The organism is Pseudomonas sp. D3-27, from assembly GCF_051132165.1.
Lineage (GTDB): Bacteria > Pseudomonadota > Gammaproteobacteria > Pseudomonadales > Pseudomonadaceae > Aquipseudomonas.
On record NZ_CP071667.1, the window covers coordinates 2,922,836 to 2,948,619 of the forward strand.

The following is a 25,784-nucleotide window of genomic DNA, read 5'->3' on the forward strand; positions in this document are numbered from 1 at the left end:
CGGTGTGTCAGGCTTGTTCAGGATGGGGCTGCTTCGCAGCCCAGCGGGAGCAAGCTCCCTCGCCACAAAAGCGGTTCGACTCATCGGCTGGTTGTTTGGCCCAGCAAGTGACTCATCGCAATCTTCAGTTTCATCGGCCGCACCGGCTTGTGCATCAGTGTGTGCCCAAGCTCGCGGATCTGCTGTTTGAGTTCATTGCTGTAATTGGCGGTGATCATCATGGCCGGGATCGGTGAGGCACGGCAGGCGTTGATCCGGGCCACGGCGTCCACGCCGTTCTGGTCGTGATCCAGGTGGTAATCGGCGATCAGCAGGTCGGCTTCGGCACGGTAGCCGTCCACTTTCCGCGCTAGGTCCTGTTCCGACAGCGCAGTCACCACGAGGCAGCCCCAACCTTCGAGCAAGGTACGCATGCCGGCGCAGATCGCTCCATCATTATCCAGCACCCAGACCCGCGCCCCGCGCAGGCGTTCAAGCATGGGCTCGCTCATGTCCAGGCACGGCAGCGGCTTGGGCGCGGTGGCGCTGAGGGGCACCTCAATGGCGAATACCGAGCCTTTGCCCGGCCATGAGCGCACCCGGATCCGGTGCCCAAGTATCCTGGCGATCTTCTCGACAATCGCCAGCCCCAGGCCCAAGCCTCGATCCTGGTTCGGTCGCTGGACATCACCGCGCTTGAACTCCTGGAAAATCTCCCCCAGGCGATCCTGGGCGATGCCTATGCCAGAATCCCAGACCTCGATCGAAACACGATTGCCAAGACGCCGGCATCCCAGCAGAACCCGCCCGTTCGGGGTGTAGCGCAGCGCATTGCTCAGCAGGTTCCGCAGGATCCGCGCCAACAGTTGGATGTCACTGCGCACCAGCACCGAACAAGGTACGAAACACAATTCAAGACCCTCGCTGCGCGCCACTTGGCGATATTCGGCCGCCAGGTTGTCGAGCAATTCACTCAAGGCGAACGGCGCCACGTCGGCCTTGATCACGCCGGCGTCGAGCTTGGAGATATCCACCAGGGTGCCCAACAGGTTTTCCACGTCCTGCAGCGAATTGCTCACGTTGCGCACGAGGTGCGCGTTCGCCACCGGCTCGCGGCGCTCCAGCAAGGCGCTGGTGAACAGCCGCGCGGCGTTCAACGGTTGCAGCAGGTCATGGCTGACCGCCGCGAGGAATTTGGTTTTTGACAGGTTGGCCCGCTCGGCCTCGCGCTTGGCTTCACGCAAGCGCAGTTCCACCCGGCTGCGCTCATCGATCTCGCGCAGCAACTGGTCGTTGAGGCTGGTCAGTTCAGCGGTGCGCTCCTGCACGCGCTGCTCCAGGTTTTGATAGGCCTGGTGCAACGCCTCGGCGGTGCGACGGCGCTCGGTGATGTCGCGGATCAGCACGAAGATCCCCACCACCTCGCCGTTGGCCAGCACGTTGGGCACATAGGAGCGCAGCATGTAGCGCTCCTGGTTGTTGATGTTGGTCTCGGCGAATTCGAACGTCACGCTCTCGCCCGCCAGCGCCCGGGCCACGTAGGCTTCCAAGCGCTGATAGTGCTGCTCGCTGTGGGCTTCTCGCAGGCTCTGGCCGAGCATCACGCCACGGGGCCAGCAATACCATTGCTCGTAGACCTTGTTGGTGAACTCATAAACCAAATCGGCGTTGAGATAGGCGATCAGCGCCGGAACGTGGTCGGTGATCAGGCGGATCCAGCGCTCGCTCTCGCTCAACGCCTCGGCGTGCTGGTAGCGCTCGGTGATGTCGGTGAAGGTGTTGACGTAGCCACCGGTGGGCAGTGGATGGGTGCGGATCTCCAGGACTCGGCCATCGGACAGCCGTTGCTCACACTCCTGGATCAGCCGGCCATTGCCATCGCGACTGGTCGGTGTAAGCAGTTGCAGCTCGCTGTCGGCGATGACCTCGTTGAACGGCCGATGGGCCGCTACCGGTGCCAGGCCACTGAGCTCCAGGAAGCGCCGGTTCCACAGTTCCAGCACGCCTTGAGCGTTGACCATCGCCACGCCCTGGGACAGGTTGTCCACGGCGCGCTGCAACAGATGGGATTTCTGCGCGATGGCCTGTTCCCGGCGCACGGTTTCACTGAGTTTGACGTCGGTGATATCGGTGAAGAGAATCACCCGGCCGCCTTCCTGGGTCGGCCGTTCACTGACTTGCAGCCAGCGCCCGTTCTGCAATCGGTACAGCACCGGTTCGTCGGGCTGGCCGCGGGTTTCTTCGCTGAACAAGCCGTTGGCGGTCATCAAACGCTTGACCTCGGCAAGGCGCATCCCCGCGATGATCCGCACCCGGCTGTGGGCCCAGAACGCCTTGAAACGGCTGTTGAACAGGACGATGCGCTGTTGCGCGTCGAACAGCACGAAGGCATCGGAAATACTTTCGATCGCGTCGATCAAATGCCGATGGGCCGTTTCCGCCCGCAACCGCGCTTCGCCGAGCAAATGGTTGCCGGCCTTCAACTCGGCCATGGCTTGGTTCAAGGCGTCGGTACGCTCACGCACCTGTTCGGCCAGCACCACCGAATGCTGGAAGGCTGCGTATGGGTCGCTGCCGCGCGTCACGCCGGATTCCACCCGCTCGATCAGCGCTTCATTGATGCGCCGCAGCTTGCGGTTCTCATGCTCCAGAGCGGCGAGCTGCGCCTGCAGTTCAGCGATGGTCGGGGACGCGATGGCGGGCAATGGCAACTCCGGTGAACGTCTGGTTGATGTGCATGCCATTGAATTGCTCTCCATAGGTGTTGAACCCCATCACCCGATGTTCACGCAGGAACTGGCCGATCTGTTCCAGGCCGTCGCGATCTTCCAGCTCCAGGCGTCGAAGGAAACAGTCGCAGCCCAGGGTCAGCAGCAAGTCCCCGAGGCGCGCCTGCAAACCATCGAACAGATCTTGCAGGTTGTGCAGCAACGGCCCCGGGCTCATGGCGGTGAGGACGATGCCGTTCTCCACCGCGCAATAGAAACTCAGGCTCAGGTCCGAATGGACCTGCTGGATCGCTCGCACGTAGTACTGGTCATTGATGCGCACGGCCAATGGATGGGCAGCGAAGACCCGGTAATCCAGCGCGTTTACCGGCACGCCAATGTGCCGTGCGTATTCTTCGGCCGCAGGCTCGGCGTTTAGCTCGTAGACCCTGCGCGTGGCGCTGTCGGCGCCGGTCACCACCAGTTTTTCCTGCCGGGGCAGGATGTGGTGGGTGGTAAACACTTCGAACTCCAGCCAAGTATTGATCAACACCACCACGGCCGCGCCGCTGTGGAATTGACCTTCAAAGTAGACGTGGGTGTGGGTCAGGTAATTGTCATCCCCGGCCGAACCGCCGAAATGCGGGATGTCCCCCAGGGCGGCGCTCAAGGCTGCCAGCACCATCTCCTCGCGGCTAGACAAACCGTCGAGCAAGGTCAAGGCGAAGCTGTGGCCCTTGATCGGCGCCAAGGCGTTGCTGCGGCAACCACTGGCCAGGCGCTCGACCATCTGCTGGGCATCGATCAGGCTGAAGTGCTCCATTTCGCCGATCAGTTCGGCAGCGATGGAAAAATGCCGGTGGTCGAAACCCACCGCCGTCACGCAGTTGCGGCCGTAACCTTGTGGCGTGATTTCCCCCGCGCTGGTGCATCCCGCCAGCCGGATCCCGCCAAAGCTGCGCGAAAGCGCGTGGCCCAGGGCCGGCAGATTGTATTCGGCGGAACAGAAAAACAGCACGAACCCCAGGTACGGGTGCAACAACTGTCGCGCCAGCTCCTGGGCCACTTGCTCGACGTCCGTTGCCTGGGACATGGCGCTGACCACGCCCTCGCTCTGGGCCTGCTGCATCTGCGCCTCCGACGGTGCGTGATAGAGCCTTGAGTGTACGAATCGACGCCCGGCCCACGAATGCTACTTGGGTAGCGGATGGACGCTTCCATGGGATGAGAACCGTGGCGGCCCCAGCCGCGATGCGCACGGTTGGGGCCGCCAAGAAAACCTTGTTGACGTGGATCGCTTCTGTGGCGAGGGAGCTTGCTCCCTCGCCCGGGGTTGAGTAGTCCTTACCAGGTCAACACCGCCCCCACCGCGAAGGTATCGGTGTCTTCGTTCTGCGCGCTGGTGTCATGGCCGTTGATTTCGAACTGGTTGTATTCGGCGACGAGCTTGAGGTTATCGTTGATGTCGTGGAACAGCGCGACACCGCGAGTCTCATAGTCGGCGCCGCTGCCGACCACGCCGTTTCCGTCGTCCTCGGTCTTGCCATAGGACAGCGCCAGGCGGTTCTTGCCCAGCTTGTAGGAGCCCTGCAAGAGGTAGCCCTTGCTGTCGACATTGCGCAACGTGGCCTCGCCGGCATTGTTTGTGAAGAACGGGTTGATACCCTTGGCCTGAAACCCCGAGCCGGTGAGCGACAGCCCACCCATCTTCGCCTGCACCCCATAACCCAAACCTTTGGACGTGACCGACTCGACGCTGGAGTCGGTGTTGTCGGAAGTCTGGTAGCTGCCGTTCAGCCAGCTGTAGATCTTCGCTGCGCCCAGGTCGAACTGATAAGTAACCTCGCTCTCTGTGCGAGGGTTCTCCTGGTAGGCCTTGCCGGTGGCGCTGCTGTCGTTGGTGTCCACCGGGTCCATGATGCCCACCGCCACGCGCAACCCGTCCATCACGGGGGTGCGATAGGTGATTTGCGACGTCGGGAACGGGTACGGATAACCGCTGCCGATATTGCCGAACGAGACGCCGCCGCCGTCCACCAGCCCCAAGGTGTCGCTGACCTGGCCATAACCGGCCAGCAGCTCATCGAGCAGGATGTTGGAACGGGCGAACAGGCCGAAGTCCTTGCCGATCAGCACTTCGCCCCACTCCGGGTTGGCGACGGTGCCGTAGAACTGGCGCACGTCGATGGCAGTGTCGGTGCCGTTGGTTTCGCTGTCGTTGATGGTCACCCAGAACGACGCCCGGGCGCCGAGCTTGAGGTCATCGACCTGCTTGCCCATGTTGAAGCCCAGGTAGTTGGGCAAGAAGCCCATCTTGACCCGCGACTGGCGGCGGTCGAACTGTTCGCCGGCACGGTCCACGTCGCTGTTGACGTAGAAAGCGTTGATGTAGCCGTCGGTGGAAAAGGTCGTCTGGTCCTTGTCGTACAGCATGATTTCGGCGTGGGCCCAAGGCATCGGGGCGAGGGTCGAGAGGCCTGCGATGACCGCAGGCAAAAAACGCAGGCAGGTATTTTTATTGTTGTGCATGGCGCGCTCCGCAACAGGGGACGGGATGTCGGAGGCGATTATCGAAAGGCACCCGGGCGCGTCATACGCTGCCTTGGAAGTGATTGGCGGCTGCTTTGGCAGCGCAGGCCCGGCGCGGCAGTTTGTGTGTAAGACCCGGATGCCGCCGGGCGCGGTACTTTGGGTGTGGGCCGGTGGGTGGGTAGGATCAACTCGTTGTGCAGTGGTACCGAGTCGTCTGGTTTGGGGCTGCTGCGCAGCCCAGCGGGAGCAAGCTCCCTCGCCACAAAGCCGAGTACGACTTCGTTCCCGAATACAAGGTGATCCCGTGGCGAGGGAGCTTGCTCCCGCTGGCTTGCGCAGCAGGCCCCCTCGCCTTCAGCTCAGAACCTCGGCTTGACGGTCTTCCAATCCGGCCGATAACGGCGCATCTGCCGCACGTCATCGCGCTGACGAATGCCGCAGCTGAGGAACTGCTCGTGCAGCTTGCCCAGTTGATCGCGGTCAAGCTCCAACCCCAGGCCCGGCGCCCGGGTGATCTTCACGCAGCCGTCGACAAACGGAAGCTTGCCACCCTTGATCACTTCTTCATCCGGTTCCTGCCATGGGTAATGCGTGTCGCAGGCGTAATCCAGGTTCGGCACCGAAGCCGCCACGTGGGCCATGGCCATGAGGCTGATGCCCAAGTGCGAATTGGAATGCATGGAAACCCCCAGGCCAAAGGTGTCGCACATTTTCGCCAGTACCTGGGTGTCCCGCAGCCCGCCCCAATAATGGTGGTCGGCCAGGACGATCTGCACGCTGTCCTGGGCCACGCTTCGGCGGAACTCGTCAAAATCGGTGACCACCATGTTGGTCGCCAGCGGCAGGCCAGTGCGCTTGTGCAGCTCGGCCATGCCCTCCAGGCCAGGCGTCGGGTCTTCGTAATACTGAAGGTCGTCCCCTAGCAGCTCAGCCATGCGGATCGAGGTTTCCAGCGACCAGTTGCCGTTGGGATCGATGCGCAGCGGAAAGCCAGGAAACGCTTTTTTCAACGCCTTGATGCAGGCCACTTCATGCTCCGGCTCCAGGGCGCCGGCCTTGAGCTTGATGCTTTTGAACCCGTATTCCTCGATCATCCGCCGTGCCTGGGCGACGATCTGCTGCTCGTTCAGCGCTTCGCCCCAGTTGTCCGCAGGATATGGCGAGTCGATGTGCTCGGCATATTTGAAAAACAGGTATGCGCTGAACGGCACTTCATCGCGAATCGCACCGCCCAACAGGTCCACCAGCGGCACGTTCAGGTAATGCGCCTGCAAGTCCAGGCAAGCCACCTCGAAGGCCGAATAGGCATTGCTCACCGCTTTGCTCGCATGGGAGCCCGGCGCCAGTTCCGCCCCGGCAACGCTGGCCGGCTTGTGGGCCGCCACGGTGGCCTGAACGATGGCCCGCAACTGGTTGAGGTTGAACGGGTCCATGCCGACCAGTTGGTCCTGGACCTGTTGCTGGATCGCCAGGGCCGGCGCATCGCCGTAGCTCTCGCCGAGGCCGATGTAGCCGTTGTCGCTTTCGATCTCGATGATCGAGCGCAGCGCAAAGGGCTCATGGATGCCGCTGGCGTTAAGCAGCGGTGGGTCGCGGAAAGCGATGGGGGTGACGGTGACGCGTTTGATTTTCATGCAGCGGCTCCGGAAGGTGTGCGCGTCGATGATGGACGCCGCTGATTGTTCCCGTCTAATCTAACCTGGCACTTGATTGATACCAGGATTGAATCAATGTTTGAGCTGGCCCAACTGCGCTGCTTCACCACCGTGGCGACCGAACTCAACTTCCGTCGCGCCGCCGAACGCCTGAACATGACCCAACCACCCTTGAGCCGGCAGATCCAATTGCTGGAGCATCACCTGGGCGTCGAACTGTTCACCCGCAGCACCCGCAGCGTCGCCCTCACCGCCGCCGGCCGGGCGTTCTTCATCGAGGCGCAGAACCTGTTGCAACAGGCGCAGCAGGCCGCAGTGGCCGCCAAGCGCTTTGCCCAGGGCCATATCGGTTCGGTCACCATCAGCTTCGTCGGCAGCGCGGTGTATGAATTCCTGCCAAAGGTGATCGCCGAAGCGCGGCTCAAGCAACCGCAGGTGAAGATCGTCCTGTCGGAAATGAACACCTACCAACAACACGAAGCCCTGCGCGCCCGGCGCATCGACCTGGGCATCGTCCGCTCGCCGCTGCTGGAAACCGGCTACGCCACTGAGTGCCTGGTGCGCGAGCCGTTTGTCCTGGCCGTGCCTGCGGGCCACCCGCTGGCCAACGCCGAGTCTGTCAGCGTGCAGGACCTGGATGGACAGCCGTTCCTGATGTACGCCCACTCCGCCTACCCGCCCTTCAACGAACTGCTCACCGGCATGCTGCGCTCGGCCCGTGTCGCCCCGCAGTTCGTGCAATGGCTGGGGTCTTCGCTGACCATCCTGGCGCTGGTCAACGCCGGCATGGGCCTGGCACTGGTGCCGCGTTGCGCGACCAGCGTGGCGTTCAGGCAGGTGGTGTTTCGCGAGATCGATCTGGGTGAAGGGGTGCAAAGTGAGCTGCATCTGGTTTGGCGGGAGGATAACGACAACCCGGCGTTTACGATGTTGCTGGAGGGGATTCGAGGGGCGGTTCGGGAGGGACTGTAGGCAAATCGCGGATCAATACCGTGTGCCCTTGTGGCGAGGACGCTTGCTCCCTCCCCACGTTGGCCGTGCCCTATTCCAGTCTACCGTGACACGTTGTACGATGACCGACGAGCACTAGACGCTCGAATTCCCGATACTTACAAAAACAAGGAAAAAACCCATGAAAAAAGCATCATTGCTGATCGGTTTCGTTTGCCTCTTCAGCGGCTACGTCGCAGCCGCCGCACCGGCCGAAAAAGAGGTGGCCGAAGCTGTAGACCACCTGACCCAGGCCATGCTTCACAAAGACATCCCCCAACTCCAGGCCCTTGCCGCCGAGAACCTGACCTACGGCCACTCCAGCGGCAATATCCAGGACAAAAAAGCCTTCATCGCCGACATCGAAACCGGCAAGAGCGCATTCAAGACCCTGGAAATGAAAAATCAGAAAATCACCCTTTCTGGCGACGTGGCCCTGGTACGCAACCACTTCTCTGCCCAGGCGCTCAAGGGCACCGAAGTGGTCCCGACCGAAATCGAAAACTTCCAGATTTGGCAAAAACAGAACGGCAAATGGCTGCTGATTGGTCGTCAGGCATTCCGGTTCTGATAAAAGGCTGGGCCGGGAATCTCTGCGGCAAACGCATCATTTGAGCGTATGGTGATCCATTGTGGCGAGGGGATTTATCCCCGCTGGGCTGCGCAGCAGCCCCAACAGCGGCGGGTGTTCAATCTGGCACACCGAGCAGTCTGAGCGATGACTGCTTCGCAGCCCAGCGGGGATAAATCCCCTCGCCACAGATCACAATCACCTCAAGTCGCGGCCCACTGCTCCCGGTACTGCAACAGAAAATCCACAAACGCCCGCACCCGCTGCGGCACATATCGGCCATGGGGATACAGCAACGTGAACGGGCGCGAACGCCCCGCGAACGGTGTCAGCACTTCCACCAATTGCCCGTCCGCCAACTCTGTTTCAACGATGAATCGATAGGTCTGGAACAGCCCGGCGCCATGCTTGGCCAGCGTTACCCCGCCCAACACGTCGTCGGAACAGCAATACCCACCCTGCCCGAACACTTCCTTCTCCTTGCCCTCGACGTTGAACAACCAAGAGATACGACGACCACTGCTGGGCAGCTCGAATTGGATGCACTCGTGCAACTCCAGGTCTTCCAGCGTTTGCGGCGTGCCTACCCTGCGCAAGTAATCCGGGGACGCGACCACCGCCAGTTTCGCGTCTTCCAGCAACCGGGCGATCATCGAGGAGTCCGGCTGGGCCCGAACACGGATGGCGAGGTCATAACCTTCGGCGACAAAATCGATGTTGCGGTTGCTCAAGTGGACATCAACGGTGACTTGCGGGTATTGCGCGCGAAACGCCGGCAGCAGTGGCAGGATGCGGTGATGGCCGTAAGTCGTCGGCACACTGATGCGCAGTTGCCCGGATGGCACGGATTGCGCCCCCATGACTTCCTGTTGCGCCTCGACCAATTGCGTCAATGCCTGACGGCATTGCTCGAAAAAAGTCCTGCCGGCGTCGGTCAGGCGGATGCTGCGGGTGGTGCGCACAAACAGGCGGGAACCCAGACGCTCTTCCAACCGAAAAATCGAGCGGCTCACCGCCGCTGGGGTCACGCCCGCCACCTGCGCCGCCGCCGTGAAACTGCCCGCCTCCGCCGCCAGACAGAAAAGCTCGATGCTGCCCAACTGCAAGTCTTCGAAGTGCCGCTTCATGATTCATTACACCGCGTATCAACTGAAGATTCCCGATGCCTGTTTATCAGGCCGTGGCGTATAAATACAGTGGTCCCTCGATTGCGCTGGATCTTCCCGCGCCTATTCTCGTCAACTGGAGTGCAGCATGCCTTTCGTCAATGTACGTATCACCCGCGACGGCGTTACCCGCGAACAGAAAGCCCAGGTGATTAGCGAAATCACCGAAACCCTGCAGCGTGTGTTGGGCAAGGACCCGCACCTGACCCATATCGTGATCGAGGAAGTCGACACCGATAACTGGGGTTATGCCGGCATGACGACGACGGAGTATCGAAGCAAACCCAAGGAGTAAGGCTTCGCCCTACCGAGCCCGGTCCGAATGACCGGGCTTTTTTCTGCCTGCCGAGTCGCTATCCCTGTGGGAGCGAGCTTGCTCGCGATAGCGGCGGGTCAGCCAGCCCACATGTGATTGATCTAATGCCATCGCGAGCAAGCTCGCTCCCACAGGGTGTAGCGTAGGTTCGATTGATTGATTACACCAAGTATCAACTCAAGTACCAGAACCCCCATTTATCAAACCCAAGCGCATCAATACCCTGATCACAACCAACGCCCAGACAGGCGCAGCGGTTCCTACTCAACGTGATCAGGAGTCAACATCATGAGCAATCAGAAAACCGTCATCATCACCGGCGCGTCCAGCGGCATTGGCCTTGGCTTGGTCAAGGCGTTCCTGGCTCGCGGCTATAACGTAGTGGGCAATGCCCGTTCCCAGTCGGGCCTGGACGATGCGGCCGGCCAGTTGGGCCATCCAGCGAGCTTCATCGGCGTGGCCGGAGACATTGCCGATCCGGCGACCTCTACCGCCCTGGTCGGCAAAGCCATCGCGGCGTTTGGCGCGGTTGATGGGCTGGTCAACAACGCCGGTTTTTTCCTGCCCAAACCCTTTGTCGAATACAGCCCGCAGGACCTGGAATCGCTGCTGGACACCAATCTCAAAGGGCTCGTCTACGCCAGCCAGGCCGCAGCCGCGCACATGATCGGTCGCCAGCAGGGTTTCATCATCAACATTTCCGCCTCGGTGGCCTTGCAACCGAACATCCAGGTGCCGGCAGCACTGCCAGTGTTGATCAAGGGCGGCGTCAACCAGATGACCCGCGCCCTGGCCCTGGAGTTGTCGCCTTTCAACATCAAGGTCAACGCCGTGGCGCCCGGTATCATCGACACGCCGATGCATGACCCGGCGCACCGCGACTTCCTCAACAACCTGGCGCCGGCCGGTCGGGTGGGCACCATCGAAGAGATCGCCGAAGCCGTGTTGTACCTGGCGGGTGCCGACTTCACGACTGGCGCGGTCCTGCCGGTGGACGGCGGCATGAGCACCGGCAAATGGTGAAAAACAAAAACCCCGAAGGCAGAAACCTTCGGGGTTTTTCTTTAGCTCGAACCTACAGCGTGTAAGAGATGCCCGCCTGCACCGTCCGCGGTGCGCCCGGATAGGCGTAGACGCCACCAAACGCGCCCTCTTCGTAATCGGCGTCGAACAGGTTCTTCAGGTCCAGGTTGAGGCGAATGCGCTCGTTGACCTTGTAGTAGCCGAGCAGGTCGACCACCGTGTAGTCGTCCATGGTGAAGGTGGTGGCGGCGGTGTTGCCGGCCCGCTCATCCACATACCTGGCGCCCAGGCCCAGGCCTAGCCCCTTCAAGCCACCGTCCTGGAATTCATAGACGTTCAACAGGCTGACGGTGTTTTTCGGTACGTTGAGCAGCCGAGTACCGGTGGGGATGTTCTCGTCCTTGGTCACTTCGGCGTCCACATAGGCGTAGCCGCCGATGACGCGCCACTCCGGTGTCAGGTTGCCCGCCACGTTCAAGTCGAAACCACGGCTGCGCACTTCGCCAGCGGCGACGTTGAAGGTCGAATCCAACGGATCGGGCGTCTGCACGTTGCGTTTTTCGATCTGATAGACCGCCGCATCGACGCTCAACTGGCGATCCAGCGCTTCCCACTTAACGCCCATTTCATAGGACTTACCCTCTTCCGGCTTGAACCCGCCACCCTCGCGGCTCGCGCCGTTGTTGGGTTTGAACGAGCGCGCGGTGTTGGCATAGACCGCCACCGTGTCGGTCAGGTCATAGATCACGCCTAGGCGTGGGGTGACCGCATTGTCGGTAACCTCCCAGTTGCGGCTGCCGGGGCGTGCTTGGGGCACAAAGCTTTCATACTCATGCTCAAACCGCTCGAAACGCGCCCCCGCCAGCACCTTCAGCCGCTCGGTCAGCGCCACCTGGTCCTGGACAAACACGCCGAAGGTCTTGAGATTTTCCTGGTCGTCGGTTGGGGTGCGGGTCAAGGCCGGGCGCGGCTGGCCATAGACCGGATCGAAGATGTCGATCGGGTAGGCGCCAAGGCCATTGGCGGAACGCTGGATGATGGATTCGTAGCTGTAGTCTTCGTATTCAACACCCGTCAGCAGCGTATGTTCGAACCCTCCCGTGGAGAAGTGCCCGGTGAGGTTGAGCTGGGTATCGCGGTCGGTCCATTCCAGCTTGCGGTAGTTGAAGTTGCGCCCCAGGGTGCGCCCATCGGCGGCGATGCCGTTGCCTTCGACAGCGTTGCCCTGCAACGTGCCGTCGAGCCACTGGGTGCCACCGGCCAGGGTCCAGTCGTCGTTGAGCATGTGCTCGAAACGCACCTGCAGCATGTTGTTGTCGTTGTGCAACTTGCCGACGTCTTTTTCGCCGAAGAAGGTATCGCGGGACGCGGTGCCACGCTGGCCTGCGTAATGCGTCAGGCCACGGTCCAGCGGCGCATTGTTGCGCATGAAGTCGCCTTCGAAGGTCAGGCGCGTGGTGTCGTTGACCTGCCAAGTGACCACAGGGGCGATGCCATAACGTTCGGTCTCGACATGATCGCGGAACGTATCGCCGCCCTCGCCCACCACATTCAAGCGATAAGCCAGGCGGCCTTCGTCATCCAACGGGCCGGACGCATCCAAAGTGCCGCGACGCATTCCCTGATCGCTGATCTGACTGCCCAGGGTCACCGTGCGCTCGGCCAATGGTTGCTTGGACACTACGTTGAAGGTGCCGCCGGGATCGCCACGCCCATACAGCATGGACGCCGGCCCACGCAGCACTTCCAGACGCTCGATGGTGTTGGCATCGGGCATGTTCGGGTAACCCCGATTGATCGGGAAGCCGTTGCGGTAGAACTCGCCCGTGGTAAAGCCACGCACGGTAAACGTGGTCAGGCCCTGGCCGCCGAAATTGTTCCCCCTGCCGACGCCCCCAGCGTAATCGAGGGCATCTTGCAGGCGCGTGGCGCTGAGGTCTTCGACCACATCGCGGGACACGACAGAAATCGACTGCGGGGTTTCGTGGATAGCGGTGTCGGTACGCGTGGCGCTGGCGGAACGGGTGGCGTGGTAGCCCTTTACCGGGCCTTGTGCAGTCTCGAAGTCCGAGGTGCCGACAATGTCGGTGGCTTGCAACTCCAGCGGCGCCTTGTCCGTGGAAACGGGCTCTTCTGCCCAGGAGGAGATGGAATAAGCTTGGAGCACACACAGTGAAACGAGTATCCGACGCATCGACACACAATCCTAATGAAAGACGCCGCCTCAAGGGCGACAAGAATGTGTCGCGAAAGATACAGCAACTCATTCCTATTTGACATCTATTCCCATTAGTACCCCCGTTCCAGCTGTGGAAACTTGTCGAATTTGCCTGAGAAACGCCTGGGCCCGGGCATCCTGGGTGAACGCAACGTTCAGCCGCAACCAGTCGCAGGCACCCCCCTCTGGCAGGAACGACGACCCTTGGGACAACTGGACCTGCAGCTGCTTGGCGATCTGTCGCACCCGCTCGGCCGGCACAAGACGAGGCCGCGCCCACACGAACAGCCCGCCACTTGGCTCGGCAAACACTTCCCAGTGCGTCGCGTCAAGCTGACGCAACGTGCTCGCCATCTGCTTGTTCAGGCGCCCGCGAAGGCGCTGGATCAGCTTGCGATACGCCCCGTTCGCCAACAGCGTCGCCACGACGTTTTCCGTCAGCAATGAACAACCAATACCGGTCACCATCTTGACCTGCGCCAGGCGCTGGATGATTTCAGGCTGGGCGACGACGTAGCCGATGCGCAACGAGCTGGACAAGGTCTTGGAAAAACTCGCCAGGTAGATCACCCGGTCCAGGGCATCGAGGGAGGCCAGGCGCGACGTCGGGCCGTTCTGGAAATCGGCGTAGATATCATCCTCGATGAGGCGAAAGTCGTGCAGCGTCGCCAGTTGCAACAGGCGATAGGCCACGCTCGGCGCCAGGCTGGTGCCGGTGGGGTTCTGGTACATGCTGTTGATGAAGAAATACGTGGGCTTGTGCGCTTTGAGCAACTGCTCCAGCCGGGCGATATCCGGACCATGGGCGGTTCTCGGCACCGCCAGGGTCCTGACTCCATGCAGCTTCAGCAGGTTGAACAGGTTGTAATAGCCAGGGCTCTCCACCAACACCAGGTCACCGGGCTTGAGCAGCGTGCGCACCAACAGGTCCAAGCCATGGCTAGCGCCTTGGGTGGTGATGATCTGGCGAGGATCGACGTGAATGTCGATCAGGCCCAGGCGCTTCTGGATTTGCAGGCGCAGATCAGCCGAGCCCAACGGCGTGCTGTAATTGAACAGCGCTTTATTGTCACTGCGCACCACCTGCCGGATCGCCTGGCCCAGGTCGGTGTCATCGCGCCACGCGTCCGGCAGCCAGCCGCAACCCAGCTTGAGCTGGGTCGATTCGTTGTCGAACAGCGGCCAGGATATCGCCTCATCCTCGATCTGCGCCGCCAGCGCCTGGGGTAACTGCTGGGCCACGAAAAAACCCGAACCATGCCGCGATTCCAATACGCCGCTGGCGACCAGTTGGTCATATGCCTTGATCACGCTCGACAGGCTCAAGCCGTTTTCCGTCGCCAACTGGCGGATCGAAGGCATTCGCGCACCGGGGCGGATGCCATGGGTATCGATCCACGCGGCTAGGCTGGCAACCAGTTGCCGGACCACGCTTCCCCTGGCGTTGCGATCGATGTTCAGGTCCATGGCGCGGCGTCTCGGCTAAGTGTTCTTGAATTTCGAGCAAACAGTTAAACATAAAAGCCCCCCGTCTGTTCCTTGTTTGCCTGCTGTCCGGCGGTGATAGTCCGCCCAGGCTCACACTTTTGCAGGATCTCTCTTGGACGCACAGCAACGACATTCATGGGGCCTGGCCTTTGGTCTGTGCCTGATCACCCTGGCGGTCAACCTGCAGGCGCCGCTGTACACCACCTATGCGCAGCTTTCCGGTTACGGCGCAGGCGCCACGGCGGTGGCGTTTTCCGGTTATGTGCTCGGCGTGTTGCCCGTGCTGCTGGCGTTCGGCGGACTGGCCGACCGGATGGGCCGCAAACCGTTGATCCTGGTGGCGCTTGGCCTGTCGATGCTGGCAACGGTCATCACCTCGATCTGGCCCAACCTGATAGCGCTGGGCGTGGCGCGCCTGATGATGGGCGTCGGCACCGGGTTGGCCTCGGCGACTTCCACGGCCTACATGGTGGAATTGATGCCGACCGGCGATGCCCGGTCGCCGGCCAACCGGGTCACCGCCAGCACCTCTCTGGGTTTTGGATTGGGCGCGGCGTTGACCAGCCTTTTCCTGTTCGTCCATCACAGCGTTACGCCAGGCAGTTTCTGGGTGCAGTTGGCGTTGGCCGCCCTGGCGATCGTCGTGGTCGCGCGACTGCCGGACCCAGCCCCGAAAATCAGGCACGCGCCGCTGTTGCGCCTGCCGTTGTTCCCTGCTGGCAGCCTGCCCTACAGCTTCTCCATGCTGCTGGCCTGGGCGACTTCCGGGCTGGTGATCGCCATCCTGCCTTCGGTGCTCGCGGCCCATGACTTGCAGCGCTGGTCCGGCCTGTCGACCTTCACCGTGATCAGTTGCGGGCTGATCTTCCAGCCTTGGGTGAAACGCATGCAGCCGGCCAGGGCCACCGGATTGGGGCTGCTCGTCTTGCCTTTGAGCTATGCGCTGCTCGCCTGGGGCGCGAGCCAGGGTTCGCTGGCCGCCGTGCTGCTCGGCGCACTGGGGGCCAGCAGTGCGTGCTATGGCTTTCTTTACCTCGGCGGACTGTCGGCGATCACGGCCATGGCCGGTACGCAAAAAGCCCGAGTCAGCGCCGGTTTCTTCCTCTTCGCCTATGTCGGGTTCAGCATTCCGGTCGTGGTGACGGGTTGGATGGCTGACCATTTCGGCGCTGATGTCGCGTTGACGGTGTTTGGCCTGGCGTTGCTGGCAGGCGCAACGATCACCGGGTTGCGCATCGTCCGGACGCAGGCTTTCATCACCCAACCCTCCCACGGCTGAATAAACCCTTCGCCACAATGGCCAACGTCGCTCGACATCACGGCAGGCAGGTCGTATACCATATCCCCACCTCAGCCAAACGACCGTCGCCGTGACTTTATCCAAATTCAACCTGCCCGACCTGGGCAACACCCCGTCCACCTCGGAAATCATTACCCGCCACTTGCGCGACGCTATCGTGGCCGGGCTTTTCGCCGAGGACGAGCCGATTCGCCAGGACGACATCGCCCGGCAATTCAACGTCAGCAAGATCCCCGTGCGCGAAGCGCTCAAGCGCCTGGAAGCCGAGGGCCTGGTGATGTTCCAGCGCAATCGCGGGGCGATGGTTACGCGGATCTCCGAGGCGGAACTGGCGCAGATGTTCGAGGTGCGGATGTTGCTGGAGGACAAGGTGCTGCGCCTGGCGATCCCCAACATGACCGACGCGACCTTCGCCCGTGCCGAAAGCATCTGCCGGGAGTTCATCGGCGAGGACGACGTCGGCCGCTGGGCCGAGCTGAACTGGCAGTTGCACGCCTGCCTCTATGAACCGGCGCAACGGCCCTTCATGGTGAGCCTGATCCGCTCGGTCCACGACAAACTCGAACGTTACCTGCGCATGCAGATGAGCCTGTCGGCCGGTAAGGATCGCGCCGACCATGAGCACCGCGAAATCCTCGACGCCTGCCGCGCCGGTGACGTGGAGCGCGCGGTGAAACTGCTGGACGAACATATCGCCGGGGTCTGCAGGACGCTGTTCGAGTTCTTGCCTTCCGGTCACTGATCACGATTGCCTTATTTCCCGCATTGGCCTATTCCAAAAACATAGAAACAAAGCGCCCGTTGCAACTTGCGCCTGATTTGTTAGGCTCTCGCGCACCTACTTTTGCCAGGGACGGCATATGTCTAATCAGCACCGGTTGAGCATGAGCTCATTCAATCAAAGCGACGCAGCTTCGTCCGTCGCAGCGTCAAACATCACCCCAGATACAATCGTCTCAGCGTTCAATCAGCCCATCATCGACACGCTGACTGTCACGGCGCAGATAAAGAATACTTACTACGCGGGAACCGACGACACACTATTGATATCAATGGGACCGTACAACGAGTTACAGACTTACATCGAAGCCCCGAGAGTCGGTCAGACGATTCACATTTCGATTGATATCCAAAGGATGTTTGGCAGGTCGAGCATTTCGCTATCGGACATTCGCGGCCTGACGTTCTATCAAGCGCCTGTGCCGCACCCGATCATCTCGGATGCCTGGGAACTCGAGTCACTACTGATTACCGCCAACGATATCTACACCAACGCAATGAATAAAATAGATACGTGGATTTTTAACAAATCACCGCATCTTCGCCCGGTATGGTCAGGCATCGTGGATTTCTCCAACTGGACGAACTCCGATCGTCGCCCCTTAGATCTGAGCGCTCAGACGTATCCAATACGCTGGATGCCGTATATCAGTGACTTGACCCGCTGGCGCTGTTACAACCCGGCACAACTAGAAGGGGTGGGTCAACTGCTCGGCGTCTGGAACGGCAAGTTGATCGGTAATCAACTGAAAGGTCAAACAAGCGAACTCCTTGCCCCAAACAGCGAATCCAACAGCTATACATGGGTATATACGCCTGAGGGATCGATAATTTATAAGCGCTGGGAACATGCCAAACCATCGGAGTATTTAAGACACAGTCAACTTGGAAGCGGCAGACCGGTCATTTGCGCGGGAGAGTTCAGGGTCAAGGAACACCGTATGCAAAATGTCCTAGCGATGGTCAACGATGCCTCCGGACACTACAAACCCGACGGAGGAGCCTGCTTGCGCTATGTGGCGGAGAAGCTCGAGTCTATCAATATCGATACAAGCCATACCGAATGGCGATGGACAAACGCACGCAGTTGATGACGGTTCGGCCTCGTCTCGCACACTATGCCGATTTCGTCATCACCGACAACTAAAACCATCAAGCCGCCACCCCCCGGCGCGCGCCACGCTTGTGTCCACTCATCTGAACGGACGTGGCGCCATGAAACGCATCACCGTGATCGACTCCCACACCGGCGGCGAACCGACCCGACTGGTGACCGATGGCTTCCCCGACCTGGGCCAGGGCAGCATGGCCGAACGCAGGCAGCGCCTGGCCGAGCAGCACGACGCCTGGCGCACCGCGTGCGTCCTGGAACCGCGCGGCAGCGATGTGCTGGTGGGCGCGTTGCTGTGCGAACCGGTGGACCCGACCGCCTGTGCCGGGGTGATCTTTTTCAATAACAGCGGCTACCTGGGCATGTGCGGCCACGGCACCATCGGCCTGGTGGCGTCATTGGCTCATCTGGGCCGGATCGGCCCGGGCGTGCACAGCATCGAGACACCGGTGGGCACAGTGCAGGCGACGTTGCACGAGGATCGCTCGGTCAGCGTGCGCAACGTGCCGGCCTACCGTTACCGCCAAGGGCTGCGCCTGGAGGTGCCGGGCATCGGGCCGGTGTCTGGCGATGTGGCGTGGGGCGGGAATTGGTTTTTCCTGATCGCCGACCACGGGCAACGCGTGGCGGGCGACAACCTGGAAGCACTGACCGCCTACACCTTCGCCGTGCAACAAGCCCTGGAGCAACAGGGGTTTCGCGGCGAGGACGGCGGGCTGATCGATCATATCGAGCTGTTCGCCGACGATCCCCAGGCCGACAGCCGCAATTTCGTGCTGTGCCCCGGCAAAGCCTATGACCGCTCTCCCTGCGGCACCGGTACCAGCGCCAAACTGGCGTGCCTGGCGGCCGACGGCAAACTGCAACCCGGGCAGATCTGGCGCCAGGCCAGCGTCATCGGCAGTGAATTCGAAGGGTCGTATGAACGTTCAGGCGAGCGCATCGTGCCGACCATTCGCGGCCGGGCCTATATCAGTGCTGAAAGCACCTTGCTCCTCGAGCCGGACGATCCGTTCGCTTGGGGCATTCGTCCGTGAGCCAAGGCCATGTCGCAGACGTGATCATCATCGGCGCCGGCATCATCGGCGCCGCCTGCGCGCAAGCCTTGGCCCAGCGTGGTTTGAAGGTGCTGGTGCTGGACGCCGGTTGGCACGGCGCCACGGCGGCCGGCATGGGCCACTTGCTGGTACTCGATGACAACCCGGCGGAGCTGGCCCTGAGCCAATACTCCCTGCGACGCTGGCGCCAGATGGCCCCCGATCTTCCAGAACGCTGCGCCTGGCGCAACAACGGCACGTTGTGGCTGGCGGCCAACGCCGAAGAGATGGCCGTGGCCCACAGCAAATACATGAACCTGATGGCCCATGACGAAGCCTGTGAACTGATCGGCCGAGCCGCACTGCTCCAGCGCGAACCGGAACTGCGGCCCGGCCTGGAAGGTGGGCTGCTGATCAAGGGCGACGGCATTCTCTACGCACCCGCGGCCGCCCGCTGGATGCTCGATCACGCCAACATTCGCCATCAACGGGCGCAAGTCAGCGAAGTGGACGGTCACCGCGTGCGCCTCGCAGGGGGCGGTTGGCTCCGCGCCGACGCAGTCGTCCTCGCCAACGGCATCCAGGCCACTGAGCTGTGCCCGGAGCTGCCGATCGAACCCAAGAAGGGACACCTGCTGATCACCGACCGCTACCCCGCCACTGTCAGCCACACCTTGGTTGAGCTGGGTTACGTCACCAGCGCTCACAACGCCAGCGGACCGTCGGTGGCGTGCAACATCCAACCGCGCCCGACGGGACAACTGTTCATCGGCGCTTCGCGGCAGTTCGGCAATGTCGACCCAGCGGTGGAAGGCTGGATGCTGGCGAAAATGCTCAAGCGTGCCGTGGACTACATGCCTGGCCTGGCGCACCTCAACGGTATCCGCGCCTGGACGGGCTTTCGCGCGGCGACCCCCGACGGCTTGCCACTGGTGGGCCAACATCCGCAGCGCAAGGACCTATGGCTGGCGGTGGGTCATGAAGGGCTCGGCGTTACGACCGCGCCGGCGACGGCTGATTTGCTGGTCGCCCAGCTATTCAACGAAACCGCGCCGCTGGCCGCGCAACCTTACCTGCCGCAACGTTTCCTGGGAGAAGCGGTCCATGCCTGAGTTATTCCTCGATGGCCGCCCGCTCTCGGTGGCCGATGGCACCAGCGTCGCGGCGGCATTGGCGTTGGGTGCTGACGGTTGCAGTCGCACCTCGGTCAGCGGCCAACGCCGGGCCCCCTTGTGTGGCATGGGCATCTGCCAGGAATGCCGGGTGATGATCGACGGCCGCCGGCGCCTGGCGTGCCAGACGCTGTGCCGCGACGGCATGCGCGTGGACACCCGACCATGACCGAACTCGCCGACATCCTCATCATCGGCGCCGGCCCCGCCGGCATGGCCGCTGCGCTGGCCGCGGCACGCAGCGGGGCGCGCATCGTGCTGCTGGACGACAACCCGAGCCCTGGCGGACAGATCTGGCGCGACGGTCCCCAGGCCAGCCTGCCTGCCCAGGCGGGTCGGATGCGTGATCGTCTGAACGCCTGCACTAATGTGTACTGCCACGCCGGCACCCGGGTCATTGCCTGCGCGGGCGAGAAGACGCTATTGGTGGAAAACGCCGAGCAGGGATGGCTGATCCGCTACGAGCGGCTGATTCTTTGCACGGGCGCGCGGGAACTGCTGCTGCCCTTCCCCGGCTGGACACTGCCCGGCGTCACCGGCGCTGGCGGCTTGCAGGCACTGATCAAGGGCGGCCTGCCGGTGCGCGGCGAACGCCTGGTGATTACCGGCAGCGGCCCGTTGTTGTTGGCCAGCGCGGCGACGGCCAGGCATCACGGGGCGCAAATATTGCGCATCGCCGAACAAGCCAGCGGTGCCGCCGTTACAGGTTTTGCCATGCAGTTGCCGCGCTGGCCGGGCAAGTTGACGCAGGCGTTCAGCCTGTTCGATTCCCACTACCGCGTCGGCACGCATGTGCTGGAAGCCCTGGGACGGGACAAGCTCGAAGGCGTGCGCCTGCAACAGCGGGGCAAGACTGTGGAACTGGCGTGCGACCGGTTGGCCTGCGGATTCGGCCTGATTCCCAATACCCAGCTGGGTCAGGCGTTGGGCTGCGAGCTGGCTGGACAAGCCCTGGCGGTCGACGCCTGGCAGGCCACCACGCGCCGTGATCATTACGCCGCTGGTGAGTGCACCGGTTTCGGTGGCAGCGAACTGGCCCTGGTGGAAGGCGCCATCGCCGGTCACGTCGCCGCCGACGACACCTCGGCAGCCGAACGCCTCTGGCCTCGCCGGGCGCGATGGCAGGGCTTTGCCCTGGCGTTGAACAAGGCTTTCGCCCTAGATGCTCGTTTGAAAGGCCTGGCCCGGGGCGACACCTTGGTGTGTCGCTGCGAAGACGTGGCCTATGCAGAACTGAGCAGCCATGCCGACTGGCGCGAAGCAAAACTTGCCAGCCGCTGCGGGATGGGCGCCTGCCAGGGTAGGGTTTGCGGCGCGGCGCTGGAGCATCTGTTTGGCTGGGCGCCGCCGGCTCCTCGTCCACCGTTCAGTCCGGCACGGGTTGAGACGTTGCTTAATCTGGCAGATGAGTGAGCCACGCGTACGGCGTGACAAGCACCTCATTTCGATCAAAACTCCACGTCTGACAAAACGACGAAGCCGCCCATGTACCCCTCGCTGACGACCTTCACTCCCTGCGACTTCGACACCCTGCTGCGCAGTCTGCTGCCCATCGCGCCGTTGCTCGATACCCTCTCGGACACGGTGTTTTTCATCAAGGACACCCAAGCCCGCTACGCATTCGTCAACCAGACCCTGGTCCGGCGTTGCGGCTTCAAGCAATGCAACGACCTGCTCGGTCTGACCGCCGAGCAAGTGTTCCCGGAGCGCTTCGGCCCGCTGTACACCGAACAGGATCGACGGGTGCTGGCCAGCGGACGGGAGCTGGCCGACCAGCTCGAATTGCACCTCTATTACGGCAACCAACCGGTGTGGTGCCTGACCCACAAGCTTGCCTTGCGCGAACCTGAGGGCGGGATCGTCGGCCTGGCCGGGATTTCCCGTGACTTGCAGTCGCCGCAATCGAGCCATCCGGCGTACCAACAACTGGCGGCCGTGGACGCGCATATCAAGCAGCACTTCGCCCGCCCCATCAGCCTGGCGGAACTCACTGCCATCGCCGGGTTGTCGGTGGCGCAGCTGGAACGACACTGCAAGCGCATCTTCCAGCTCACGCCTCGGCAGATGATCCACAAGGCGCGCCTGGGAGAGGCCTCGCGATTGTTAATGGAACACGATCTGCCCATTACCGAGATCGCCCTGCGCTGTGGTTACACCGATCACAGTGCCTTCAGCCGCCAGTTCCGCGCGCTGACGAGCCTTTCACCCAGCCAGTACCGGGACAACCAGCGTTGAGCCTGTTCCTTTAGGGGGCGTAAACCCACCCCACTGCTCCCATCTGTAACACTTCACTTTCACCTGCGCGCCGGTGCCTGGCCAGCCGGACCACCATAATCCGTTGGTTATCAAAGCATTACTAGAAACACAGAAATAAGACCCGATCAGGCACGTCGATTGCTTATCTAATATCGTATACGAAATCCTCAGTACGATATTTCACCGCATTTATTCGACAGCGAGGCATTTATGAAAAACCCTGCATTGGCCGTAGCCCTTGGCGTTGTCCTCTTTCCCCTGCTTGCCCTACCCGCCCATGCCGACAAGCTCGACGACATCATCGGCTCGGGCAAGCTGCGTTGCGCGGTGACACTGGACTTCCCACCCATGGGTTTTCGCGATGAAAGTAACAAACCGGCGGGCTTCGACGTGGATTACTGCCACGACCTGGCGAAGGTCCTCGGCGTCGACGCCGAAGTGGTGGAAACGCCGTTCTCCGACCGCATCCCCGCGCTGCTTTCGGGCCGCGCCGATGTCATTGTCGCTTCCACTTCCGACACCCTGGAGCGGGCCAAGACCGTTGGCCTGACCGTGCCCTACTTTGCCTTCCAGATGGTGGTGCTGACCCGCGACGACACCAGTATCAACAGCTACGCCGACCTCAAGGGCAAGAAACTCGGAAACACCAGCAGCACTTACGAAGCCATCGCCCTGGAAAAAGACCAGAAGAGTTGGGGCAGCGGCAGTTTCCGCGCCTACCAGTCGCAGAACGACACATTGCTGGCGGTCGCCCAGGGGCACATCGACGCCACCGTCGTGACCAACACCGTGGCCGCCGCGACCATCAAGTCGGGCAAGTACAAGGGCCTGAAGATCGCTGGCGATGCTCCCTATGTCATCGACTACGTGTCCCTCGGCGCCAAGCGCAGCGAGTACGGCTTGCTCAACTACCTCAACCTGTTCGTCAACCAGCAAGTGCGCACGGGCCGCTACAAGGAGCTGTTCGTCAAATGGGTCGGTACCGAGATCCCGCCGGCCAACCTGACCGTGCCCCAGGTGTACTACTGAGGATCGCGGCATGCCAAGCACGCCTATCCGCTTGCACGGCCGCAGCCTGGTGGAGGGTGCCGCCCAGGGCACCCTGTTGTTCGCCGACGTTGGCCTGAGCTTCTGGGGCGGGGTCGATCCCATTACGGGCGAAATCATCGACCGGCATCATCCTCTGAGTGGCGAACGCCTGGGCGGCCGCGTGCTGGCGATTCCCAGCGGGCGGGGTTCCTGCACCGGCAGCAGCGTGTTGATGGAGCTCATCAGCAACGGCCATGCACCGGCCGCACTGGTACTGGCCGAAGTCGACGAGATCCTGGCCCTTGGAGTACTCGTGGCCGAGGTGATTTTCCAGCGCTCGCTGCCGGTGTTGTGCATCGGCCACGAGGCGTTCGCTGGCTTGCGCGGCCAAGGATTCGTGCGCGTCGAGGGCAACCGCCTGACGTTGTCCGGCCGACGGCCCAACGATCAATGGCATGGGACGGATATGGCCCCGCAGCCGTCCATGCCGTTCACCGTCCGGTTGAACGAGCGGGATCGGGCAATGCTCGACGGCGCGCACGGCAAGGCAGCCCAAGTAGCGATGCAAATCGTCCTGCGGATGGCCGAGATCCAGGGCGCCGACCAACTGCTGGACATCACCCAGGCGCACATCGACGGCTGTATCTATACCGGCCCGGCCAGCCTGCGCTTTGCCGAACAACTGGTGCGGTGGGGGGCGAAAGTGAGTGTGCCCACGACCCTCAATTCGATATCCGTGGACCAGCGCCGCTGGCGGGAACTGGGCGTCGACCCTGCGCTGGGCGAACCGGCCAGCGCCTTGGGTGAAGCTTACATGGCCATGGGCGCGCAATTGAGCTTCACCTGTGCGCCCTACTTGCTGGATACCGCGCCCGTGGCCGGCGAACAGATTGTCTGGGCCGAGTCCAACGCGGTGGTCTACGCCAACAGCGTGCTCGGCGCCCGCACGCAGAAGTACCCGGACTTTCTCGACATCTGCATCGCCCTGTGCGGTCGCGCGCCGCTGGCCGGATGTCATCTCGATGGGCCGCGAAAGGCCGGGCTGATCGTCGAAGTGACAAGGCCCGACCCGATGGACGACAGTTTTTATCCGCTGCTGGGCTATCACATCGGCGGCCTGACGGGACGACGTGTCCCGCTGATACGGGGCCTGGAAGACGCCGCGCCCACCCGGGATGATTTGAAGGCGTTTGGCGCCGCGTTCGCGACCACCAGCGCCGGGCCACTGTTCCACATCGCCGGGGTAACGCCCGAGGCCTTGGACCCGGCCAATGTGCTGGACTGCGACGCTGTGTTACCGGTGGAAACCGTCAACGCTGCCGGGCTGCTTGTCAGTTGGCGCGAGCTCAACAGTGCCCGGCATCGCCACGTGGATGTGATTTCCCTGGGCAATCCACATTTCTCCCTCAGCGAATTCGCCGCCCTGGCACACCTGTGTTCGGGCCGGAACAAACACCCCGGCGTGGTGCTGGTGATCACCTGTGGCCGTGCCGTGCTGGAACAGGCCCGCCAGGCAGGTTACCTGGACGCGATCCAGGCTTTCGGGGCGACGCTGGTCACTGACACCTGTTGGTGCATGTTGGGCGAACCGGTCATCCCGCCGGGCGCCACCACCCTGATGACCAACTCCGGAAAATACGCGCACTACGCGCCGGGCCTGGTGGGGCGCGGCGTGCATTTTGCCGGACTGGCCGATTGCATCGAGGCGGCCTGCACCGCCACCGCCAGCGATCAGCCGCCACAGTGGTTGCAACCTTCCGCACCCAAGGGGACTCCGAGCCATGTTTGACTACAGCTTCCAGTGGCGCCCCGCCTTACGCGCCCTGCCCGATATGCTTGCCGGCGCCTGGGTGACCTTCGAGACCGCCGCGTTGTCGATGATTTTCGGCGTGCTGATCGCCCTCGTCCTGACGGTGATGCGCCAGGCACGCCATCCGCTGTTGCGCGGTGTCGGCAATGGTTGGGTGTCGATCGCCCGCAACACACCCTCCTTGTTCCAGATCTACATCCTCTACTTTGGCCTCGGCTCCCTCGGGCTGCACGTCAGTTCGTGGTTTGCGTTGCTGGCGGGTATCACCTTCAACAACGCCGGCTACCTGGCGGAAAATTTTCGCGGCGGCCTCAAGGCCGTACCGGGCACGCAGATGCGCGCCGCCCGTTCCCTGGGCATGAGCGCGTTCCAGGCCTACCGGATGATCATCGTCCCGCAACTGTTGCGCATCGTTTTCTACCCGCTGACCAATCAGATGGTCTGGGCGGTGTTGATGACGTCCCTGGGTGTGGTGGTCGGTTTGAATAACGACCTCACGGGGGTGACCCAGGAATACAACGTCAAGACGTTCCGCACCTTCGAATATTTCGCCCTCGCGGCGGTGCTCTATTACCTGATCGCCAAGTTGATCGTCGGGTTGGCCCGGCTGTTGTCCTGGCGCCTGTTTCGTTATTGAGGGCGG

The 25,784-nt window shown here is 62.2% G+C and carries 22 protein-coding genes; 15 read left to right on the forward strand and 7 right to left on the reverse strand.

What is annotated here, in order from left to right:
- Window positions 1-80: 80 nt before the first annotated feature.
- The 4 genes from nahK to J3P92_RS13385 form a co-directional block, all read right to left on the reverse strand.
- A complete protein-coding gene (gene nahK, locus J3P92_RS13370) occupies window positions 81-2,723 on the reverse strand; it encodes a hybrid sensor histidine kinase/response regulator NahK/ErcS' (RefSeq protein ID WP_434647477.1) in 2,643 nt (880 codons plus the stop codon).
- On the reverse strand, window positions 2,653-3,816 hold the full coding sequence (nosP, locus tag J3P92_RS13375; RefSeq protein WP_434558902.1) for a nitric oxide-sensing protein NosP: 1,164 nt from the start codon (window positions 3,814-3,816) through the stop codon (window positions 2,653-2,655). The genes nahK and nosP overlap by 71 nt, the downstream gene beginning before the upstream one ends.
- Window positions 3,817-4,031: 215 nt before the next feature.
- Window positions 4,032-5,216 (reverse strand): porin, encoded by a 1,185-nt coding sequence (locus J3P92_RS13380; protein ID WP_434558904.1) that lies wholly within the window; start codon window positions 5,214-5,216, stop codon window positions 4,032-4,034.
- 362 nt (window positions 5,217-5,578) lie between these two features.
- Complete coding sequence (locus J3P92_RS13385) at window positions 5,579-6,853, reverse strand: glucarate dehydratase family protein (RefSeq protein ID WP_434558906.1); 1,275 nt, start codon at window positions 6,851-6,853, stop codon at window positions 5,579-5,581.
- Between the two features lie 96 nt (window positions 6,854-6,949).
- Here J3P92_RS13385 and J3P92_RS13390 point away from each other — a divergent pair, with 96 nt between their 5' ends.
- On the forward strand, window positions 6,950-7,846 hold the full coding sequence (locus J3P92_RS13390; protein WP_420763876.1) for a LysR substrate-binding domain-containing protein: 897 nt from the start codon (window positions 6,950-6,952) through the stop codon (window positions 7,844-7,846).
- 160 nt (window positions 7,847-8,006) lie between these two features.
- Window positions 8,007-8,435 carry a nuclear transport factor 2 family protein gene (locus J3P92_RS13395; protein ID WP_420763875.1) on the forward strand — a complete coding sequence of 143 codons (429 nt, stop codon included), beginning with the start codon at window positions 8,007-8,009 and terminating at the stop codon, window positions 8,433-8,435.
- Window positions 8,436-8,638: 203 nt separating this feature from the next.
- On the opposite strand, the gene J3P92_RS13400 is transcribed toward J3P92_RS13395, so the two are convergent.
- Complete coding sequence (locus J3P92_RS13400; protein WP_434647479.1) at window positions 8,639-9,562, reverse strand: LysR substrate-binding domain-containing protein; 924 nt, start codon at window positions 9,560-9,562, stop codon at window positions 8,639-8,641.
- A gap of 127 nt (window positions 9,563-9,689) precedes the next feature.
- Between J3P92_RS13400 and J3P92_RS13405 the strand changes: the two genes are divergently transcribed.
- Window positions 9,690-9,896 (forward strand): tautomerase family protein, encoded by a 207-nt coding sequence (locus J3P92_RS13405; protein ID WP_030140737.1) that lies wholly within the window; start codon window positions 9,690-9,692, stop codon window positions 9,894-9,896.
- 309 nt (window positions 9,897-10,205) lie between these two features.
- On the forward strand, window positions 10,206-10,940 hold the full coding sequence (locus tag J3P92_RS13410; RefSeq protein WP_420763873.1) for an SDR family NAD(P)-dependent oxidoreductase: 735 nt from the start codon (window positions 10,206-10,208) through the stop codon (window positions 10,938-10,940).
- 52 nt (window positions 10,941-10,992) lie between these two features.
- Here the strand turns inward: J3P92_RS13410 and J3P92_RS13415 are convergent, their stop codons facing one another.
- Together J3P92_RS13415 and J3P92_RS13420 are read right to left on the reverse strand one after the other, a co-directional pair.
- Window positions 10,993-13,134: a TonB-dependent siderophore receptor gene (locus J3P92_RS13415; RefSeq protein ID WP_434647481.1), complete on the reverse strand. Its 2,142-nt coding sequence runs from the start codon at window positions 13,132-13,134 to the stop codon at window positions 10,993-10,995.
- Between the two features lie 75 nt (window positions 13,135-13,209).
- Complete coding sequence (locus tag J3P92_RS13420) at window positions 13,210-14,625, reverse strand: PLP-dependent aminotransferase family protein (protein ID WP_434647483.1); 1,416 nt, start codon at window positions 14,623-14,625, stop codon at window positions 13,210-13,212.
- A 133-nt stretch (window positions 14,626-14,758) separates the two neighbouring features.
- Here J3P92_RS13420 and J3P92_RS13425 point away from each other — a divergent pair, with 133 nt between their 5' ends.
- The 11 genes from J3P92_RS13425 (at window position 14,759) to J3P92_RS13475 (ending at window position 25,778) form a co-directional block, all read left to right on the forward strand.
- Window positions 14,759-15,925 (forward strand): MFS transporter, encoded by a 1,167-nt coding sequence (locus J3P92_RS13425; protein ID WP_434605813.1) that lies wholly within the window; start codon window positions 14,759-14,761, stop codon window positions 15,923-15,925.
- A 91-nt stretch (window positions 15,926-16,016) separates the two neighbouring features.
- Window positions 16,017-16,688 (forward strand): GntR family transcriptional regulator, encoded by a 672-nt coding sequence (locus J3P92_RS13430; protein WP_434605815.1) that lies wholly within the window; start codon window positions 16,017-16,019, stop codon window positions 16,686-16,688.
- A gap of 118 nt (window positions 16,689-16,806) precedes the next feature.
- A complete protein-coding gene (locus tag J3P92_RS13435; RefSeq protein WP_434605817.1) occupies window positions 16,807-17,817 on the forward strand; it encodes a hypothetical protein in 1,011 nt (336 codons plus the stop codon).
- A 124-nt stretch (window positions 17,818-17,941) separates the two neighbouring features.
- A complete protein-coding gene (locus J3P92_RS13440; RefSeq protein WP_434605818.1) occupies window positions 17,942-18,874 on the forward strand; it encodes a 4-hydroxyproline epimerase in 933 nt (310 codons plus the stop codon).
- On the forward strand, window positions 18,871-19,986 hold the full coding sequence (locus J3P92_RS13445; RefSeq protein ID WP_434647485.1) for an NAD(P)/FAD-dependent oxidoreductase: 1,116 nt from the start codon (window positions 18,871-18,873) through the stop codon (window positions 19,984-19,986). Before J3P92_RS13440 ends, J3P92_RS13445 begins: the two co-directional genes overlap by 4 nt.
- On the forward strand, window positions 19,979-20,215 hold the full coding sequence (locus J3P92_RS13450; protein WP_420763865.1) for a 2Fe-2S iron-sulfur cluster-binding protein: 237 nt from the start codon (window positions 19,979-19,981) through the stop codon (window positions 20,213-20,215). The genes J3P92_RS13445 and J3P92_RS13450 overlap by 8 nt, the downstream gene beginning before the upstream one ends.
- The gene (locus tag J3P92_RS13455) at window positions 20,212-21,459 is read left to right on the forward strand and encodes an FAD-dependent oxidoreductase (protein ID WP_434647487.1); all 1,248 of its coding nucleotides are present in this window, start codon (window positions 20,212-20,214) and stop codon (window positions 21,457-21,459) included. Before J3P92_RS13450 ends, J3P92_RS13455 begins: the two co-directional genes overlap by 4 nt.
- Before the next feature lie 72 nt (window positions 21,460-21,531).
- A complete protein-coding gene (locus tag J3P92_RS13460) occupies window positions 21,532-22,281 on the forward strand; it encodes a helix-turn-helix domain-containing protein (RefSeq protein WP_434647490.1) in 750 nt (249 codons plus the stop codon).
- A gap of 231 nt (window positions 22,282-22,512) precedes the next feature.
- A complete protein-coding gene (locus tag J3P92_RS13465; RefSeq protein WP_434647492.1) occupies window positions 22,513-23,331 on the forward strand; it encodes an ABC transporter substrate-binding protein in 819 nt (272 codons plus the stop codon).
- 10 nt (window positions 23,332-23,341) lie between these two features.
- A complete protein-coding gene (gene lhpI / locus J3P92_RS13470) occupies window positions 23,342-25,120 on the forward strand; it encodes a cis-3-hydroxy-L-proline dehydratase (protein ID WP_434647495.1) in 1,779 nt (592 codons plus the stop codon).
- A complete protein-coding gene (locus tag J3P92_RS13475) occupies window positions 25,113-25,778 on the forward strand; it encodes an amino acid ABC transporter permease (protein ID WP_434558928.1) in 666 nt (221 codons plus the stop codon). Before lhpI ends, J3P92_RS13475 begins: the two co-directional genes overlap by 8 nt.
- Window positions 25,779-25,784 lie beyond the last annotated feature (6 nt).

Excerpts from the sequence above, each read along its gene's own strand:
- J3P92_RS13455 (WP_434647487.1), top strand. The coding sequence starts at position 20,212 with ATGACCGAACTCGCCGACATCCTCATCATCGGCGCCGGCCCCGCCGGC.
- J3P92_RS13415 (WP_434647481.1), bottom strand. The coding sequence starts at position 13,134 with ATGCGTCGGATACTCGTTTCACTGTGTGTGCTCCAAGCTTATTCCATC.
- J3P92_RS13410 (WP_420763873.1), top strand. The coding sequence starts at position 10,206 with ATGAGCAATCAGAAAACCGTCATCATCACCGGCGCGTCCAGCGGCATT.
- J3P92_RS13390 (WP_420763876.1), top strand. The coding sequence starts at position 6,950 with ATGTTTGAGCTGGCCCAACTGCGCTGCTTCACCACCGTGGCGACCGAA.
- J3P92_RS13440 (WP_434605818.1), top strand. The coding sequence starts at position 17,942 with ATGAAACGCATCACCGTGATCGACTCCCACACCGGCGGCGAACCGACC.
- J3P92_RS13450 (WP_420763865.1), top strand. The coding sequence starts at position 19,979 with ATGCCTGAGTTATTCCTCGATGGCCGCCCGCTCTCGGTGGCCGATGGC.
- J3P92_RS13380 (WP_434558904.1), bottom strand. The coding sequence starts at position 5,216 with ATGCACAACAATAAAAATACCTGCCTGCGTTTTTTGCCTGCGGTCATC.
- lhpI (WP_434647495.1), top strand. The coding sequence starts at position 23,342 with ATGCCAAGCACGCCTATCCGCTTGCACGGCCGCAGCCTGGTGGAGGGT.
- nahK (WP_434647477.1), bottom strand. The coding sequence starts at position 2,723 with ATGGCATGCACATCAACCAGACGTTCACCGGAGTTGCCATTGCCCGCC.
- nosP (WP_434558902.1), bottom strand. The coding sequence starts at position 3,816 with ATGCAGCAGGCCCAGAGCGAGGGCGTGGTCAGCGCCATGTCCCAGGCA.
- J3P92_RS13385 (WP_434558906.1), bottom strand. The coding sequence starts at position 6,853 with ATGAAAATCAAACGCGTCACCGTCACCCCCATCGCTTTCCGCGACCCA.
- J3P92_RS13420 (WP_434647483.1), bottom strand. The coding sequence starts at position 14,625 with ATGGACCTGAACATCGATCGCAACGCCAGGGGAAGCGTGGTCCGGCAA.
- J3P92_RS13460 (WP_434647490.1), top strand. The coding sequence starts at position 21,532 with ATGTACCCCTCGCTGACGACCTTCACTCCCTGCGACTTCGACACCCTG.
- J3P92_RS13475 (WP_434558928.1), top strand. The coding sequence starts at position 25,113 with ATGTTTGACTACAGCTTCCAGTGGCGCCCCGCCTTACGCGCCCTGCCC.
- J3P92_RS13400 (WP_434647479.1), bottom strand. The coding sequence starts at position 9,562 with ATGAAGCGGCACTTCGAAGACTTGCAGTTGGGCAGCATCGAGCTTTTC.
- J3P92_RS13435 (WP_434605817.1), top strand. The coding sequence starts at position 16,807 with ATGTCTAATCAGCACCGGTTGAGCATGAGCTCATTCAATCAAAGCGAC.
- J3P92_RS13395 (WP_420763875.1), top strand. The coding sequence starts at position 8,007 with ATGAAAAAAGCATCATTGCTGATCGGTTTCGTTTGCCTCTTCAGCGGC.
- J3P92_RS13405 (WP_030140737.1), top strand. The coding sequence starts at position 9,690 with ATGCCTTTCGTCAATGTACGTATCACCCGCGACGGCGTTACCCGCGAA.
- J3P92_RS13465 (WP_434647492.1), top strand. The coding sequence starts at position 22,513 with ATGAAAAACCCTGCATTGGCCGTAGCCCTTGGCGTTGTCCTCTTTCCC.